We start from the raw sequence: 17,289 nt of genomic DNA on the forward strand, positions 1-17,289 counted from the left end.
AGAAACGCATTATAAATATCGTTGCAAAAATTAATCACATTTAAATAATAAAAAATATATGCTGATATTTTCTTAATTACTATAGCAATCAAAATGTCAAAACAATATAAATTTATACACTACCTGCTTTATCTTATTCTCGGTTCTCTATCAATGCATAGCTTTGCAGATGTACAAGTATATGGTCCTGGTGGGCCAGCACCCGCCATGAAAGAAGCAGCCAAACAATTCACCAATAAAACTGGTATAGCAGTTCAGGTGACGTCTGGTCCTACTTCTCAATGGTCTGAAAAAGCGAAACTAGACGCCGATGTTATCTATAGTGGTTCCGAAGCGATGATGTCTGATTTCGAAAATGCTTTTTCTGAACACATTATAAAAGACTCGGTAGAACCTCTATATTTACGTCCAGCGGCCATTTTAGTAAGGAAAGGGAACCCTAAAAATATTAAAGGATTTAAAGATCTAGCTAAACCCGGTATTAAAGTTTTAGTGACCCATGGTGCAGGTCAAGTTGGCATGTGGGAAGATATTGCTGGCAGAACCGGAAATATTCAATTAACAAAAGCTTTTCGCAAAAATATTATCACTTATGCAGCCAACACAGGAATTGCCAAGAAAAACTGGGAAGAAAATAATAGTTACGATGCTTGGTTAGTCTTTAATATTTGGGGAATTAGTAACCCAGACGTTGGACAAATTATTCCTATCGAACCAGAGCTGGTTGTCTATCGTGATACAGGTGTTGCCTTAACCAAACATAGTTTAAAAAATGCTGAAGCTAAACGTTTTGTAGAGTTTTTATCTTCTCAGCAAGGTAATGCTATTTTCAAAAAATATGGTTGGACTAAATAGTTAAAAAAGGGAGCTCAGCTCCCTTTTTCATTACTTACTTTCAAACTCTTTAAAATCAGCTTTTCTGATTTTTGCATGAATACCTTTAGTTTTATCTACAACTTGTGAAACTTCAAAATCAGTTGCGGCACTTAAATACGCATATGCTGTCGCCTCATCAATCCCGTATTCTTGGTTTAAGAAACGAATGGCTTCACGTGTAGACTTTTTCATGGCTTCGTCCAGATCCTCATCAAGTCCCGGCGTAATCCAGAACTCAGCATTTTCAGCTAAAGGCTGTTTTAAATCTTTGCCTGGTATTTTGTCTTTACCTGCCTTGAGCAAGGTAAATTTCAGCGTCGCACGTGCGGAAGCTTCTAGAGCAGTTAATGCTACTTCACCATCCCCTTGCGCAAAATGGCTATCACCCGTATAGAATAACGCGCCCTTGACCTGAACAGGATAATAAGCGGTTGAACCTGCACCTAACTCATTAATATCAATATTTCCACCATACATTGCAGGGGGTACAGAGTGAACAGGTTCAGACGTATTTGCTGCTACCCCCATAATTCCCATAAAAGGATAAAGCGGGAAACGTATTGATTTACCCGATTCTGTTTTTAATATCCCTTCGTATTCACCTTGAGCATTTTTTTCAATTGGAGTGAAAATTGAGACATTTCCATAGCGTTCAGGATGCTCAGCCGAGGCGTTTTCTTGTTTTGCTTTTTTAGGAAATTCTCCCGCTAAAGCACCTTTACCATGTCTGTTGGAAATAACACCGTAAGGTACACGCGGCTCCACTTTAAGTACTTCAACTTTCAAAATATCGCCGGGCTGTGCACCTTCAATTGCAACAGGACCTGTCACAATATGTGGTCCATCTTTATGAAAATCATGCTTTAATTTCGACTGCGTAATCGTTTTTGCATCTTCCAATATTTCATTAGCTTTTACGCCTTTCGATTGAAAGAACTTTTCAGCATTACGTCCTTGGTCTTCAAGCAAACCTTCATGAGAAACCGTATCAAATGTCACGATACTTCCCGACGGAACAGTAAGAACGGGTTTAGCATCCCGATTTGGTAAATAACCCCATGTGATCGTATTTAAGGTAGAGGGAACATAATAATTACCTTTATATTCGCCACTTTGAAGTTGGGTAGGTTGTTTTGAAATTTGATTTAAAACTTTAAAATCATTGGCATGGCTGAGTGAAATGCAAAGCACAGATAAAACCGAAGCTGTCAGGCGTTTAACTTTTAACATGATTTCAGAACCTAAAAAAATATGAAAATTACAGTAAGGTGCTGAATAATTAGCAATCATTGTGCCAAAGCTTTATTTATGTATGACCTAAAATATTATTCTCAGTTCTAGGAATTGAATAAATTTTTTATATTTAATAACTTATCTTCAAATAAAATTAAAATTACGACTTAAGTCTAACTTAAATATTTCTTTCTATTTTTGTTTATAAAATTTCAATCATATTAATATTTTGCTCTCTTCAGACACATATTTATCATCTAGCTCATATAATGTACTCATTTAGATCACTTAATAACAATTATATTTCCATATTATATAAATCCAAACATAGTTATATATTTTACTTTTATATAATTTAAATAAAAATAAACCCTGAATAATTAAACTCAGGGTTCATTTGTTTTCTAAGGGTTATATCGTTTACTAAACTGTATGTCCCATGCGCTCACCCATTACAACAACAGACTCAGCTTTAAAACGTTGTTCCCACTCGATCTTATCTTTTTCAAATAAAATAACGGCAGTAGAACCTAAATAAAAACGTCCAAGCTCGGCACCTTTTTCTAGCTTCAACTGATGATGCTGTAATTCGATACGACCTGAAGGTTTTACCTTGCCTGTTGCCACAGTTTCGATACCTGCAACAATCATTGCACCCACTAACACAACAGCCATACGGCCAAGTTCAGTATCAAATAAACACACCATACGTTCATTACGGGCAAATAGTCCCGGTACATTTTCAGCTGTCACCTGATTTACCGAAAATAACTCACCCGGTACATACAAAGTTTCAGTTAATGTGCCTGCAAACGGCATATGAACACGGTGATAATCGCGCGGTGACAAATAAACCGTTGCAAACTCGCCTTCTTGAAACGGCTGAGCAAGTTGTGGGTCGCCAATTAATTTTTCTACAGAAAAACTTTGGCCTTTTGCCTGAAATACTTCACCCGCAGTAATTTTACCAATCTGAGAAATGGCGCCATCAGCAGGTGACACGATGCTATCTGCCTTTTCGTCAACCAGACGTACACCATCTTTTAAAGCACGGGTAAAAAATTCATTAAAAGACTTATATTTTAGTGCATTGCCTTGCTCAGCAATTGATAAATCAATCCCATATTTGGTTTTAAATGCATGAATAACAGCAGTTTTCACAACTGGATTTTCACTCGCTGCAACTTTACCTACCACTCGGCTCAATTGGTGCTGCGGAACGAGATTTTGCACTTTAATAAATAATTCTTTTTTTAATCGAGATGTGAAACTCACGACGGTGATTCTCCAGTAATAATAGGACTATCGAGGCGATTGCCCCATTCACTCCACGCACCATCATAGGCTTTTGCTTCCCAGCCCAAGAGTCTAGCCAAGATATAGGCCAAACCGGAACGGTGATGTGACTGGCAGTATACGACCACAGGTTGTTTTAAATCGAACCCAAGTTGTTCAAGACGCTGCCGCGTGCGTTCAAGCGGATGCAATTTTAGATGATTTTCACGATTAAGTGCAGTACTCCATTCAAAATGGAGTGCATTTGGAATGTGACCGCCGCGTCGCGCTGCTAAACGGACCCCACTATATTCATCACTTGTCCGGCAATCCCATAATTGAATATTTTCTTGTTCGACTTGTTTTCGTAGTTCTTCATAGTTCACTCGGAACTGAGCAGCATGCGATAAATCAATTTGAATTAAATTATCAACCCGAGGAATTTCTTCAATTTCGGCAGTCGTTGGCAAGCCCGCTCCTAGCCATGCATGAATACCACCATTAATTAAACTGGTGCGGGTAAATCCTAAGCAATGTAAATTCCAGATTAAACGCCCCGCCCACGCTCCGCCTTCATCGTCATAAACTACGACATGATGATTAGGTGAAATATTCAATATTTCAATAAGTGCTTGTAAACCCGCTTCATCTGGTAAAACGCCCGTAGCTTCTTCGTGTTGGGCCACTAACCATTTAGGTTGTAAGTGAATGGCGTGTGGAATATGGAGTTGTTCATAAACAGACGCACGGCTTAAATCTATAATGCGAATATATTCATTGCCTAAATAAGGCACTAACTCTTCTGCTTCTATTAATAAATCGAGTTTAAAATCAGGGAGGGTCATCGTCATGGTTTCTTTTTATACCAGCTTAATTTCATATTAGCATAAGCATATATCTAACAAACTCTGATTTTCTGCAACTCTTTAGCAGAAAATCAGATATCAGCATTCTCACCTTTAAAAATAGCGGGACTACTTTTACTTAAACCACTTCTTCAAGTTCTTCGATTTCAAAAACCTGACGTAAATAGGCTAAGAACGTATCATTATCAGTCATGGTTTTACCCGGACTATCAGAGATTTTGGCAACTGACTGACCATTACACTCCACCAATTTCAACACAATATTGAGCGGCTTTTGTCCCATGTCATTGGTCAAATTCGTACCAATACCAAAACTCACCTGAAAACGATCTTTGAAGTATTGATGCAATTCCCATGCCTTTGGCAAATTAAGCCCATCGCTAAAGGTCAACATTTTGGTTTTAGTGTCAATTTTTAATTTTCGGTAGTGCGCGTAGGCCTTATCGCCCCATTCATAGGGGTCACCACTGTCATGACGCAAACCATCAAATAATTTCGCGAAATACAGATCAAAATCTCTTAGAAAAGCATCCATACCAACAACGTCAGTTAGAGCAATTCCTAAATCGCCACGGTACTCTTGTACCCACGTTTCTAAAGCAGCTTTCTGGAAATCACGCAGTCTTACATCAAGTGCCTGAAACGCCTGTAAAAACTCATGGGCCATGGTTCCAATTGGTGTGATGTTTAACTCTTTGGCAAGCAATACATTACTTGTACCACGAAACACATTTGGAACAGTTTTATGAAAGGCAGCAACTACATGTTTTTGCCATTCAAAGCTATAACGGCGACGTGTACCAAAGTCAGAGACTAAAAATGGCGGATCATTCGGTTTTTGAGTTTTTTCATATTGCTGAATCAATTCAAGCTTGGCTTGTAAACGGCGCTCACCCTCAGCCCATACTTCATCAGTTTTAATACGGCTAAAATAAAGTTCATTTACAATCGCCAATACAAAAATTTCAAACATCATGGCTTGAACCATGGGACCTTCAATATGAATATCCAAACGACCTTCGGCATCAATGCTCGCACGAATAAAGCGTCGTTTTAGTTGAAAGAGTTCCAAATAATCAACAAAGTCACTTTTTATAAAGCGTAATTTACGCAAATATTGTAGTTCGTCTTCTTTATATTTGAGATTACATAAATGGTCGAGTTGCTCATTTAAGTCATCCAAAATATCTACTAGTGGATAGACAGTATCTTCTAAATTTCTACAGCGGAAATGATAGACACTATGGGTTTGCGGGAATTTATGCAAAACCACTTGTAACATCGTAAATTTGTACAAGTCTGTATCTAGTAAAGAATGGATAATTGGAGACATAGTCAATGATTATTCGCTTGCTTCTTAGCATTAAAGCATATTTTTAGAAACGAATTGCGAGCTTTTAGACCATTGTTGCAATTCCATGAAATTTCCTTTTAAAAATCATTTAATTTAAATTCTGCTAAACTAAACCAATTCAATTAATTGCAGAAATTTGCTTTAACTATGCGCGCTTTAATACAACGAGTTCTTGAAGCCAAAGTGGTGGTTGACGGTGAGACGACTGGTGAAATTCAACACGGACTACTGGTTTTTTTAGGCATCGGTCGAGATGACACTTTAGCAATTGGCCAGAAGCTTATTGATAAGATTTTGAAATATCGTATTTTTGATGACGAACAAGGTAAAATGGGCTGGAATGTCTCTCAAGCAAATGGAGGAATCCTGCTTGTTTCGCAATTTACCCTGATGGCTCAAACACAAAAAGGTTTACGTCCAGATTTTGGTCCAGCCATGCCGCCAGCAGATGCCAAAGCGCTATATGAACAGTTAGTTGAATATACATATTCACAATTTGAAAAAGTTCAAACTGGTATTTTTGCAGCCGATATGAAGGTTCATCTCATTAATGATGGTCCAGTTACATTTAACTTGGAAGTCGAAGCATAGATATAAAAAAACTCCCGTTCGGGAGTTTTTTTATATCTGGCGATTAACGACCAGTTTTTTCTTTAATAAAAGCACGTGCCTGACGTACTTTATCTTTAACTGGTTTTGGCAACTTAGGTGGAATAAGTCTAGCTACTTGGTTAAACCAAACGAGTAGGCTGAAGTCACCTTCCATTTTAATACTGCCGTTTTGCATACCCGTCATAAATGCTGTTGGGTCACCTTTAATTAAAGTTTTTACACCCTGTTCGCTATCTGCAAACTGCAAGATAAAATCAGCTTTTTCAGGTGCGCCTGCAACCGTGTCAATATGGCCATTATTAATAATGATCTGACGTGCAACACCTAAATCCGTACCGATCTGAATACGGAATGCGCGGTCATGAATCAGTTCAATAAACTTAGGGCTCGTACGCGCCAACTGCTTCATACGCAGCACTAAACCTGCTACCAATAAATCTAACGGGTCTGTACTGACATCAACGAGAGGTAATTTGATTACAGGTATAGAAGAAAGTTTCATGAACATTCACGCCTATTGTATTTTTATGAAAACTTTAGAGCAAAACTCAGCAAGAACATACCATTGCGTGAGTTTTGTGCATCAACTGATAATTTTTAGCTGGCAACGCAATCTAGATGAAACGTCAACCGACTTATGTATCGTAGCATAACTGGCTATTTTTTAATAAATGCTTTGTATAATAAAAATCACGTTTCGTAAATAAAAAAGGCATGCTGTGCATACCTTTTTACTGTTGGATAACAATTTAATTATCGGCTAGAACATTGCTGCTGATCATCTTCATATACTGGCGTGTGTTCTATATATTGGCGATTTGCCAAAGCCTTTTGTGCCTGTTTATCCTCACGTAACAAAATAAATGTAACCATTACCATCGCTAGACTTAGTGCAGTTAAATAACTATATGTGACTGGCATTTCAAAAGTGACTTGAACTCCAAAACGGACCACTTCCAATAGCCCCCAAAAGAACATCCCTGCAAGCATAAAACCAAGCCAACGACGGTAAGGAGAAAAGAAAACAGCAACAAGCGCGACAGCAATCAAGCTGAATCCGGCGATAGCGGCAAAATTCGCTGTTACCATAGAAACCTCCGTCTTAATGAAAACGTCTAAAAACATTCGGTCTTAAAAACCCGACCTCATTCCAAAAACAACTTTAATTCATAATTTGTGTTGAAGCTTAGGATGCATTATGGATGTTTTTTTTTAGAAAAAAAGACCCGTTTTTTCTTAATGCGACATACTTTGTCGCAACATTCTTTTGTCATTACATTTTTGTAAAATTCAAAAAGTTCGATTCCCTATATGGCATCAATTCTGGCGTGTCATTACAAAAAAATATGCTGTTTTTAAGGACCTAAATAAGTTTTTTTCAGTTTTTTTTATTGCCTTTTTTCTGTGCACGATTTGAGCATAACATGCTTGATTTTATAACTATTCTGCATAAAAAAAGCGCTACTCTGAAGTAGCGCTTAAAGCTTAACCTTATAGGTTAAGCACGGTTTAAATCTTTGTCATGCATGCCGAGTAAATACAGCACTCCATCCAAGCCAACACTTGAAATAGCCTGATTTGCATTTTGACGAACTAAAGGTTTAGCACGATAAGCAACCCCAAGCCCTGCAATCGCAAGCATTGGTAAATCATTCGCCCCATCGCCTACTGCCATGGCTTGTTCTAAAGAAATATCCATTTTATTCGCAAGCTCGCGTAATAGCTCGGCTTTACGGGCGCCATCAACTATTGCGCCTTTCACTTCACCTGTTACGAAACCGTCTTGCACATCTAAAATATTGGCATGAACTTCATCAATACCAAGTTTGCCTTGTAGATATTCAGCAAAATACTGGAATCCGCCAGATAAAATTGCCGTTTTATAACCTAGTGCTTTCAAGGTCGAGATAAGACGCTCTGCACCTTCAGTAATAGTTAAACGTTCAGCAATTTTAGGCAAAACAGCTGCATCAAGCCCTTTTAATAATGCAACACGGGCACGGAAGCTTTGTTGGAAGTCCAATTCACCTTGCATCGCTCTTTCAGTAATTTCAGCAACTTGCTCGCCTACCCCTGCTTCAATCGCCAACTCATCAATTACTTCTTGCTCAATTAAGGTTGAGTCCATATCAAAACAAACTAAACGGCGATTACGTCGATACGCATTGTCTTCTTGAACAGCAACATCAATGTTTAATTCACTTGAAAGAAGTAAACAGGCAGCACGCATAGCTTGTGCATCTAAAGTCGGTCCACTGCTTAAACCAAACTGTACACATGCACGACGTGGGAATGCGCTATCCTTTTCAAAGTCGACACGGCCTGATAACCGGGTAACAGTTTCAATGTTAAAGCCTTGGGTAGACACAATTTGTGTAACTGCTTGTAAATGTGCAGCAGTGAGTTCAGGTGCTAAAGCCGTGACGATATAACGAGTACGGCCGCCTTCACTTACCCATTGATCGTATTCTGCGCCTGTGATTGGTTTAAAGCGCACTGTTAAGCCAATATCATGTGCTAAAATCAGAATTTCTTTCATTGCCAATGCGGTTGCAGTTTCATTTTCAGAAGCGACCACAATGCCCAATGTTAGTTGATTATGAATAACAGCCTGACCTACATCCAGTATTTGCAATGAATGTACGGATAGCACTTGCATTAATCGGGTAAACTGGTTTGGTTGGTCTGGTCCTAAAAAGGATATAAGAATGATTTCTCGCATGAATTGACTCTAGTCTGAGTGACAACTATTGTAAGAATCATAATCGAATTTCAATATAATTGCCTTGGAAGTTTAACTTGATTGCGCCTAGACAAGGGCTATTTGCTAGCCTACTGATCGTTAGTTTTGCATTGCATACCTTTTTATTGGTGATTGCAACGACACACCAGCTCAATGAAAACCGTGCGAGTCAAGGTCAGCTCATGACCAGTCAGCTCGTTGCAGACAGCTTATCCGAGCTAGAACCGGCAAATACGGTATCTTTAGCTCTGATTGCCAATCGCTATGCGACCAATCCAAGCGTTGCGTCTATTCGCATTCTTGATGCCAATAAACAAGTGTTGGCAACGAGTGGAATTTCAAAAACTCGCCAAGGTGAGATTTTTGCTCGCGATGCGCTGCAAAATGAAAAGAAAGTGGGCTCTATCGAGATTACGCTGATTCAGCCAAGTATTGGGGAAATTCTTCGCACTCAATGGCTGGCAATCTTAGCTTCTTTGTTTTTGCATGTTTTATTATGGCTTGCTTATCGCGCGATTGCTCGTCCAACCCGTAGCGAATACTTGGCACGCATTAACGAAGAAAACCGCTTAAAACATGAAATTCAGCAGTTAACTCAAGCATTGGCTCTAGAAAAACAAAATACAGTAACGTTGGTTGCTCAAGCTCAGCAGCAAGCCAAAGGTAAACCAGTGGCTCGTCCACAGCCAGAGAAAACCGCAGATTCAGCTGACCAACATACTTTGGCGCTCAATATCCAGTTTTATGACCCTAAACAGTTATTAAGCAGTGTTAACCAATCAGTATCTGTTCCGTACTTTAAACTCTGTCAGCTCTTTTTAAACAAGAGCATTGAGTTATGCGTTAAGCATTACCAATTGAAGCTAACAGATATTGAAGTGGTAAATGAGTTTAATGCCGATGGTGCGACACTTGCGATTTCAACTTCGCATAGTCACGCTGTAGAGTGTCTGCTTATGATTGGAACTGTATTCCAATTGCTCTCTGACGTTTTATATAAACGTTATCGCGAAGATAAACGCTTTGCTTTGCAAACGCGTAGCGCAACTTGTAATGCTGTAGAAGCCATGCAAATTGATGCGAAAGAAGCTGCTCAACGTTTAGCACAGCATCTTCATGCGAAAGAATCTGCTTTATATCTTGAGAATGACCAACTCAAGGCAATTCAAGACAGCTATCAACTTGTTGCAATGCCAAACCCAAGTAATGTCATGACTCGTCATGCCTTTATGATTAATGGTATGAATGCAGAGTGTGCTGAACTTGCTCAAAATATCCGAACTGAAATTTTGATGGGGAAAAAATCAATCCCACAAAATGATAGTCCGAGCAGTGCAGCTTCGTAAAAAGTAAGTGCGCACAACAGAACCTAGCCTTTTGGCTAGGTTTTTTTTATTTAAATTCATGGCTTTTATTTTAAATTACTCCATGTTCTTATGATTTATTTGTATAAATAAAGCTGGATCTATTCTTAAGTGTCACAAATTTGGATAAATCAGAATCATAGGCAAAATTCTCTAAACAGCGTAAACTATGCAAAATTTATTAAATAGAAATTGTCTAACGACAAAAAAAGGTGAAAGCGAATGCCGCTGAGTCGTGTTGAAGATCTTGTCGCCGATATTCGTGCAGGCAAAATGGTTATCTTGATGGATGACGAAGATCGCGAAAATGAAGGTGATCTTGTCATTGCAGCAACGCATGTTCGTCCTGAAGACATTAACTTCATGATTACCCATGCACGTGGTCTGGTTTGCCTAACGTTAAGCCGTGAGCGCTGTAAACAGTTAAACCTTCCGTTGATGGTTGACCAAAACGGTGCTCAGCACAGTACAAACTTTACCTTATCAATCGAAGCCGCTGAAGGTATTACGACTGGTATTTCAGCAGCAGAGCGTGCACATACAATTCAAGCTGCTGTCGCAGCGCATGCAAAGCCAAGTGATATTGTACAACCGGGCCATATTTTCCCGTTAATGGCTCAACCAGGCGGTGTTCTACATCGTGCGGGTCACACTGAAGCGGGCTGTGATTTAACACGCTTAGCAGGTCTTGAACCCGCTTCTGTCATTTGTGAAATCATCAATGAAGATGGCACAATGGCGCGCCGTGCAGATTTAGAAATTTTTGCCGAGAAGCATGGCTTAAAAATTGGTACAATTGCGGACTTGATTCACTACCGCATGACGAATGAGCAAACGGTTGAACGTCTGGATCAAAAAACCATTCAAACAGAATATGGTTCATTTGAACTTTATCGTTATCGTGAGATTGGTAACCCGGACATCCATTTGGCTTTAGTTAAAGGCGAGCCAAAAGAAGGTGTTACAACAGTACGTGTACATGGTTTCAGTCCAATTCGCGATTTGCTTAAGCTAAATAAAGCTGATGGTGAACCTGCGTGGAATCTAGACCGTGCACTACAGACAATTGCAGCGAGTGATCGCGGTGTTTTAGTCTGGATCGGGCAAGATCATTTGCAAGACTTGGGACCAGCGTTGGATGATTTAAATAAGCCAAAACCGGTGAAATCCAATGCAGCACTTTCACATCAATATCAAACCATTGGTGTCGGTGCTCAAATTTTGCGTGACTTAGGTGTTGAAAAAATGAAGCTTCTTAGCTCACCATTACGTTTCAATGCTTTATCTGGCTTTAATTTAGAAGTAGTGGAATATGTCACTGCTGATCAAATCACAACGAAATAATCGAGGTTGCTATGGCAATTCGCCGTATTGAAGGTTTATTACATCTCGCAAGCGAAGGTCGTTATGCGATTTTAGTGGGTCGTTTCAACAGTTTTGTTGTTGAACACTTATTGGATGGTGCAATCGACACACTAAAACGTCATGGTGTAAATGAAGATAACATTACTGTTATTCATGCTCCTGGCGCATGGGAACTCCCGATTGTTGCTAAAAAATTAGCTACATCAAACCAGTTTGATGCAATCATCGCACTTGGCGCAGTTATTCGTGGTAGCACACCACACTTTGACTTCGTTGCTGGTGAATGTGCAAAAGGTTTAGGTGTAGTCGCGTTAGAAAGCAGCTTGCCTGTCATCAATGGTGTATTAACTACTGATAGCATCGAGCAAGCCATCGAACGTTCAGGTACAAAAGCAGGAAACAAAGGTAGCGAAGCTGCTTTAACTGCAATTGAAATGGTTAATTTATTAAAGGCAATTTAAAGCATGTCTCAAACACTGCAAGCCGCTTATGCAGCAAAACGCAAAGCACGTCGTTTTGCTGTACAAGGTATTTATGAGTGGCAAATGAGTCACAATCCTGTACATGAAATTGAAGCACGTACTCGTGCTGAAAATGCGATGCACAAGGTAGACTTAAATTACTATCACGAACTATTAACGCAAGTGATTGCACAGCGCGAAGATCTTGATGCATTACTCATTCCGGTACTTGACCGTGAAATTGATGCACTTGATGGTGTAGAGCTCGCAACCTTACGTTTAGGTGCTTACGAGTTACGTGATCATTTAGAAGTACCTTATCGTGTAGTTCTTGATGAAGCCATTGAACTCGCCAAACACTTTGGTGGAGCAGATAGCCATAAATACATTAATGGCGTTTTAGATCGTTTAAGTTCAACACTACGTAGTGCTGAAAAACAACAAGCAAACTAATAGGTTTGAAGTTGATATGGCTGAGTTTTCTATTATTGACCAGTACTTTAACAGACAATCTTATACAGATGTCACCTTAGGTATTGGAGATGACTCAGCCTTAATTACCCCTCCCCAAAATCAACAATTGGTGATCTGTGCAGATACGCTAGTTGCTGGTCGTCACTTTCCTCTTAATACCTCTGCGCATGCAATTGGTTGGAAAAGTGTGGCAGTCAATCTTTCAGATATTGCGGCCATGGGTGCTAAACCTCATAGTATTTTACTTGCGTTAAGCTTACCTACCATTGACCACGAATGGCTCGAAGGATTCAGTCAGGGCATCTATGACTGCTGTAATCAATTTGGTGTTGCTCTCATTGGTGGAGATACAACCCAAGGTCCACATCTGACCATTACCGTGACGGCTATGGGCTGGATTGAAGCTGGACAAGCTGTGTTACGTTCAGGCGCAAAAGTCGGTGACTATGTGTGTGTGAGCGGTCAAGTTGGAGATGCTGCCTATGGTTTACAACACCTAGGTCATCCATTACAGAAAAGACTAGACTACCCGACACCACGTTGTCAGCTTGGACAACAGTTGAAGGGTCTTGCTTCTAGCATGATTGATATTTCTGATGGATTAGCCCAAGATTTAGGTCATATTTTAAAAGCATCCAAGGTTGGTGCTCGATTATTTTTAGAAAAGTTACCGCTTGATTCAACGCTAGAGAAACTACCAGAACAGCAGCGTTGGCAATATGCGCTAGCTGGTGGTGATGACTACGAATTATGTTTTACAATAACACCGCAAAATTATGAAAAACTTTTGCAAAAACAACTAGACATTAAGATTACAATGATCGGACAGATCGTTGAGCAAACACAACTAACTTTTGAGCATTTGGGTTCAGATTACCCATTGCAAATTCATGGATACCAACACTTTGCATAAGCCGCCGATTCATTTTAAGAACATGTCTTGGTTCAACCGCTGCATCGTTTTCTGTGGGGTTGGTTTCGGATCTGGTCTCGCACCTAAAGCACCTGGTACTTTTGGCTCTGCCTTTGCCCTACTCTTCGTTCCAATCTGGTTATCACTTGGATTTAACTTAAGTTTAATCGCAATCATTATCATGTCTTTGGTCGGGATTTATATCTGTGGGCAAACTGCAAAAGTTATAGATGTACACGATGATGGTCGCATTGTGTGGGACGAGTTTGCAGGGCAATCTATTACCTTTCTTCCACTTCTTTATTTACAACAAATGAATTGGATGTGGGTGATTGCAGGCTTTATATTATTTCGAATTTTCGATGTTTGGAAACCTTGGCCTATACGTGTTATTGATCGTCAAGTGCATGGTGGTTTTGGTATTATGCTTGACGATATTATTGCCGGTGTATGGGCTGCTCTTTGTACACTAATTATTATCCATTTGAGTTAAATCATTAGAGTTATACATGTCAACTACCGTCATTATTCTTGCTGCTGGCAAAGGAACGCGTATGCGTTCTCAGCTTCCTAAAGTACTACAACCTTTAGCGGGTCGCCCACTATTAGGACATGTCATTCAAACAGCAAAACAATTACAAGCTAACAATATTATTACGATTTATGGTCATGGTGGTGACCGCGTACAACAAACATTTGCCCAAGAAAATGTTCAATGGGTTGAGCAAGCTGAACAACTTGGTACAGGCCATGCAGTACAAATGACCTTACCGGTACTCCCTAAAGAGGGTGTTTCACTGATTTTATCAGGCGATGTGCCATGTATTAATGCAAATACGCTACAAAAATTATTAGATGCATCGACCCAGACAGGAATTGGCTTAGTTACGCTCACTGTAGACGATGCAACAGGTTATGGCCGTATTGTTCGCCAAAATGGCAAAATCCAAGCCATTGTTGAACATAAAGATGCAAACGAAGAACAACGCAAAATTAAAGAATTTAATACAGGCATTTACTGTGTTAGCAATGCAAAACTTCATGAGTGGTTGCCTAAACTTTCAAATGAAAATGCGCAGGGTGAATATTACCTAACTGACATCGTTGCAATGGCAATTGCAGATGGCTTAGAAGTTGCCTCTGTTGAACCAGAGCTTGCTTTTGAAGTTGAAGGTGTAAATGACCGCTTACAACTTGCCGCTTTAGAACGCCAGTTCCAACAAGAGCAAGTTAAAAAGCTTATGCAGCAAGGTGTAATGTTCTTTGATCCTGCACGTTTTGATTTACGTGGCTCTGTAAAAGTTGGACAAGATGTTCGCATTGACATCAATGTTATTATTGAAGGTGAATGTGAGCTTGGTGATTTTGTAGAAATCGGCGCAGGCTGTATTTTAAAGAACACCAAAATTGCAGCAGGCACTAAAGTTCAAGCCTATAGCGTTTTTGATGGCGCAGTTGTAGGTGAAAATGCTCAGATTGGACCATTTGCACGCTTACGCCCAGGGGCTAAATTGGCAAATGAAGTGCATATTGGCAACTTTGTTGAAGTTAAAAACACATCGATTGGATTAGGTAGTAAAGCTAATCATTTCACCTATTTAGGTGATGCCGAAATCGGTGCTGAATCAAATATTGGGGCAGGTACAATTACTTGTAATTATGACGGTGCAAATAAACACAAAACCACTATTGGCGATGCAGTTTTTATCGGTTCTAATAGCTCGCTGGTTGCTCCGGTGACCATTGGGAATGGTGCAACAGTCGGTGCGGGTTCTGTGATTACGAAAGATGTAGCTGAACAAAGTCTCTCCTTTGAACGAGCGCAACAAATTTCTAAAGCAAATTATCAACGTCCCCAAAAGCTTAAAAAATAAGAGGATTGAAGTATGTGTGGTATCGTCGGAGGCGTTGCAGAGCGTTGTGTAACCGAGATTTTAATTGAAGGTTTAAAACGTCTTGAATACCGTGGTTATGATTCTGCGGGTGTTGCTTTACTAAATAATCAACAAATTTTACGTGAGCGCCGTGTAGGTAAAGTCATCAATCTTGCAGATGCAGTTGCTGAACACCAACTTACAGGGGCAATCGGGATTGCGCATACACGTTGGGCGACCCATGGTAAGCCAACTGAAAACAATGCTCACCCGCATATGTCTGGTAAAGTTGCTGTTGTACATAACGGCATCATTGAGAACTATCAAGAGTTAAAAGATGACCTTCAAGCGTTAGGTTATGTTTTTACTTCTCAAACAGATACTGAAGTTGTTGCACACTTAGTTGCTGAAGCCCTAAAAAGCACAGATAGCCTTTTAGAAGCTGTTGAAACTGTTGTACCACAGCTTAAGGGTGCTTACGCTTTAGGTATTATCCATAGCGATTATCCAGATGAGCTGATTACTGTACGTGAAGGTTCACCTTTAGTTATTGGTGTAGGTATTGGTGAAAACTTTATTAGTTCAGACCAACTTGCTCTTTTACCTGTGACTAACCGCTTTATGTACCTAGAAGAAGGCGATATTGCCCGTCTTACACGTACTTCAATTGAAGTATTTGCAAATGGCGAACGCGTTGAACGTCCAGTGCGAGAGCTTGATGCAACTGTAAGTAGCGCATCAAAAGGTGAATACAAGCACTACATGCTCAAAGAAATTTATGAGCAACCAGAAGCAATCAAGCAAACTATTTCTCAAGCACTTGATGGTAATAGTTTACGTGATGATTTCTTGAAAAATTCTGAAGCAGATTTCAATAAAATTCAAAGCGTACAAATCATTGCTTGTGGTACAAGTTACCACTCAGGAATGATTGCGAAATATTGGTTTGAGCAACTGATTGGTGTGCCTTGCCAAGTTGAAATCGCAAGTGAGTTCCGCTATCGCACCCCTGTGATTGTTGAAAATACACTTTATATTTGTATTTCACAGTCAGGTGAGACTGCTGATACTTTAGCTGCACTACGTGAAACTCAAAAGCGTGCGAAAGCAAACAATATCGATATTCAGACTTTGACTATCTGTAACGTTGCTACGTCTTCAATGGTTCGTGAAACTGATCACCACTTATTGACTCTTGCTGGTCCTGAGATTGGTGTTGCTTCAACTAAAGCGTTCACGACTCAGCTCGCTGCGCTTATGTTGTTAATCTTGAAAATTGGACAAGTTAAACAACGTATTAGCCCTGCTCTGCTTGAAGAAATTACACGTGAGCTATGGCACAGCCCGAAAGTGATTCTTGATACGCTTAAACATGATCCAGAAATTTTGCGTTTGTCTGAATTATTCGTTGAAAAAAATCACTGCTTATTCTTAGGCCGTGGCACGAATTATCCAATCGCATTGGAAGGTGCATTAAAGCTTAAAGAAATTTCATATATTCATGCAGAAGGCTATGCAGCTGGTGAGTTAAAACACGGCCCGTTAGCACTTGTTGATAATGAAATGCCAATCGTGATTCTTGCTCCACATGATGAAATGCTTGATAAGCTCAAATCAAATATGGAAGAAGTTCAGGCACGTGGTGGTGAGCTATTCGTTTTCGCTGATGAAAATAGCGGAATCAATGGAAAAGACCGTCAGCACGTTGTGCATATTCCAGCGGTAAACGAATGGCTAGCTCCAATTGTTTATAGCATACCAGTTCAGTTGTTGTCTTATCACGTTGCTGTATTACGTGGTACAGACGTTGACCAACCACGTAACTTGGCGAAGTCAGTAACTGTAGAATAATAATCAGACATGCTTTCTATGCCATAAA

The 17,289-nt window shown here is 39.8% G+C and carries 17 protein-coding genes; 10 read left to right on the forward strand and 7 right to left on the reverse strand.

Annotated features, from left to right (window positions below; genetic code table 11):
- The first annotated feature begins 93 nt into the window (after positions 1-93).
- Positions 94-855, forward strand: a complete 762-nt coding sequence (locus OD757_RS12360) for an AcfC family putative adhesin (protein ID WP_263032060.1) — start codon at positions 94-96, stop codon at positions 853-855.
- 30 nt (positions 856-885) lie between these two features.
- Here the strand turns inward: OD757_RS12360 and OD757_RS12365 are convergent, their stop codons facing one another.
- The 4 genes from OD757_RS12365 to pncB all read right to left on the reverse strand — a co-directional run bounded on the left by OD757_RS12365 (position 886) and on the right by pncB (position 5,583).
- On the reverse strand, positions 886-2,106 hold the full coding sequence (locus OD757_RS12365; RefSeq protein WP_263032061.1) for an acetamidase/formamidase family protein: 1,221 nt from the start codon (positions 2,104-2,106) through the stop codon (positions 886-888).
- 426 nt (positions 2,107-2,532) lie between these two features.
- Positions 2,533-3,384, reverse strand: a complete 852-nt coding sequence (gene asd / locus OD757_RS12370) for an archaetidylserine decarboxylase (RefSeq protein WP_009391371.1) — start codon at positions 3,382-3,384, stop codon at positions 2,533-2,535.
- Positions 3,381-4,229, reverse strand: coding sequence for a sulfurtransferase (locus OD757_RS12375; RefSeq protein WP_263032113.1), 849 nt, complete (start codon positions 4,227-4,229; stop codon positions 3,381-3,383). The genes asd and OD757_RS12375 overlap by 4 nt, the downstream gene beginning before the upstream one ends.
- Positions 4,230-4,368: 139 nt before the next feature.
- Positions 4,369-5,583 (reverse strand): nicotinate phosphoribosyltransferase, encoded by a 1,215-nt coding sequence (gene pncB, locus OD757_RS12380; protein WP_034678459.1) that lies wholly within the window; start codon positions 5,581-5,583, stop codon positions 4,369-4,371.
- A gap of 168 nt (positions 5,584-5,751) precedes the next feature.
- Here pncB and dtd point away from each other — a divergent pair, with 168 nt between their 5' ends.
- Entirely contained in the window at positions 5,752-6,195 is a 444-nt protein-coding gene (gene dtd / locus OD757_RS12385; protein ID WP_263032062.1) for a D-aminoacyl-tRNA deacylase, read from the forward strand.
- 43 nt (positions 6,196-6,238) lie between these two features.
- On the opposite strand, the gene OD757_RS12390 is transcribed toward dtd, so the two are convergent.
- From OD757_RS12390 to serB, 3 genes are all read right to left on the reverse strand, one after another.
- On the reverse strand, positions 6,239-6,718 hold the full coding sequence (locus OD757_RS12390; protein WP_009391355.1) for a hypothetical protein: 480 nt from the start codon (positions 6,716-6,718) through the stop codon (positions 6,239-6,241).
- A 251-nt stretch (positions 6,719-6,969) separates the two neighbouring features.
- Positions 6,970-7,305 carry a ciprofloxacin tolerance protein AciT gene (gene aciT / locus OD757_RS12395; protein ID WP_002119105.1) on the reverse strand — a complete coding sequence of 112 codons (336 nt, stop codon included), beginning with the start codon at positions 7,303-7,305 and terminating at the stop codon, positions 6,970-6,972.
- 409 nt (positions 7,306-7,714) lie between these two features.
- Positions 7,715-8,938: a phosphoserine phosphatase SerB gene (gene serB, locus OD757_RS12400; RefSeq protein WP_263032063.1), complete on the reverse strand. Its 1,224-nt coding sequence runs from the start codon at positions 8,936-8,938 to the stop codon at positions 7,715-7,717.
- Positions 8,939-8,997: 59 nt separating this feature from the next.
- Here serB and OD757_RS12405 point away from each other — a divergent pair, with 59 nt between their 5' ends.
- From OD757_RS12405 to glmS, 8 genes are all read left to right on the forward strand, one after another.
- On the forward strand, positions 8,998-10,305 hold the full coding sequence (locus tag OD757_RS12405; protein WP_263032064.1) for a hypothetical protein: 1,308 nt from the start codon (positions 8,998-9,000) through the stop codon (positions 10,303-10,305).
- A gap of 240 nt (positions 10,306-10,545) precedes the next feature.
- Positions 10,546-11,667: a bifunctional 3,4-dihydroxy-2-butanone-4-phosphate synthase/GTP cyclohydrolase II gene (gene ribBA / locus OD757_RS12410; RefSeq protein WP_003654193.1), complete on the forward strand. Its 1,122-nt coding sequence runs from the start codon at positions 10,546-10,548 to the stop codon at positions 11,665-11,667.
- 11 nt (positions 11,668-11,678) lie between these two features.
- The gene (gene ribE, locus OD757_RS12415; RefSeq protein WP_002119264.1) at positions 11,679-12,149 is read left to right on the forward strand and encodes a 6,7-dimethyl-8-ribityllumazine synthase; all 471 of its coding nucleotides are present in this window, start codon (positions 11,679-11,681) and stop codon (positions 12,147-12,149) included.
- Between the two features lie 3 nt (positions 12,150-12,152).
- Positions 12,153-12,602: a transcription antitermination factor NusB gene (gene nusB / locus OD757_RS12420; RefSeq protein WP_009391323.1), complete on the forward strand. Its 450-nt coding sequence runs from the start codon at positions 12,153-12,155 to the stop codon at positions 12,600-12,602.
- 16 nt (positions 12,603-12,618) lie between these two features.
- On the forward strand, positions 12,619-13,536 hold the full coding sequence (gene thiL / locus OD757_RS12425) for a thiamine-phosphate kinase (protein WP_263032065.1): 918 nt from the start codon (positions 12,619-12,621) through the stop codon (positions 13,534-13,536).
- Positions 13,514-14,029, forward strand: coding sequence for a phosphatidylglycerophosphatase A (locus tag OD757_RS12430; protein ID WP_263032066.1), 516 nt, complete (start codon positions 13,514-13,516; stop codon positions 14,027-14,029). Before thiL ends, OD757_RS12430 begins: the two co-directional genes overlap by 23 nt.
- A gap of 16 nt (positions 14,030-14,045) precedes the next feature.
- Positions 14,046-15,410, forward strand: coding sequence for a bifunctional UDP-N-acetylglucosamine diphosphorylase/glucosamine-1-phosphate N-acetyltransferase GlmU (glmU, locus tag OD757_RS12435; protein ID WP_263032067.1), 1,365 nt, complete (start codon positions 14,046-14,048; stop codon positions 15,408-15,410).
- A gap of 12 nt (positions 15,411-15,422) precedes the next feature.
- On the forward strand, positions 15,423-17,261 hold the full coding sequence (glmS, locus tag OD757_RS12440) for a glutamine--fructose-6-phosphate transaminase (isomerizing) (protein WP_263032068.1): 1,839 nt from the start codon (positions 15,423-15,425) through the stop codon (positions 17,259-17,261).
- Positions 17,262-17,289: the final 28 nt, after the last annotated feature.

The organism is Acinetobacter sp. AYS6 (assembly GCF_025630795.1).
In the GTDB taxonomy this organism is placed as follows: domain Bacteria; phylum Pseudomonadota; class Gammaproteobacteria; order Pseudomonadales; family Moraxellaceae; genus Acinetobacter.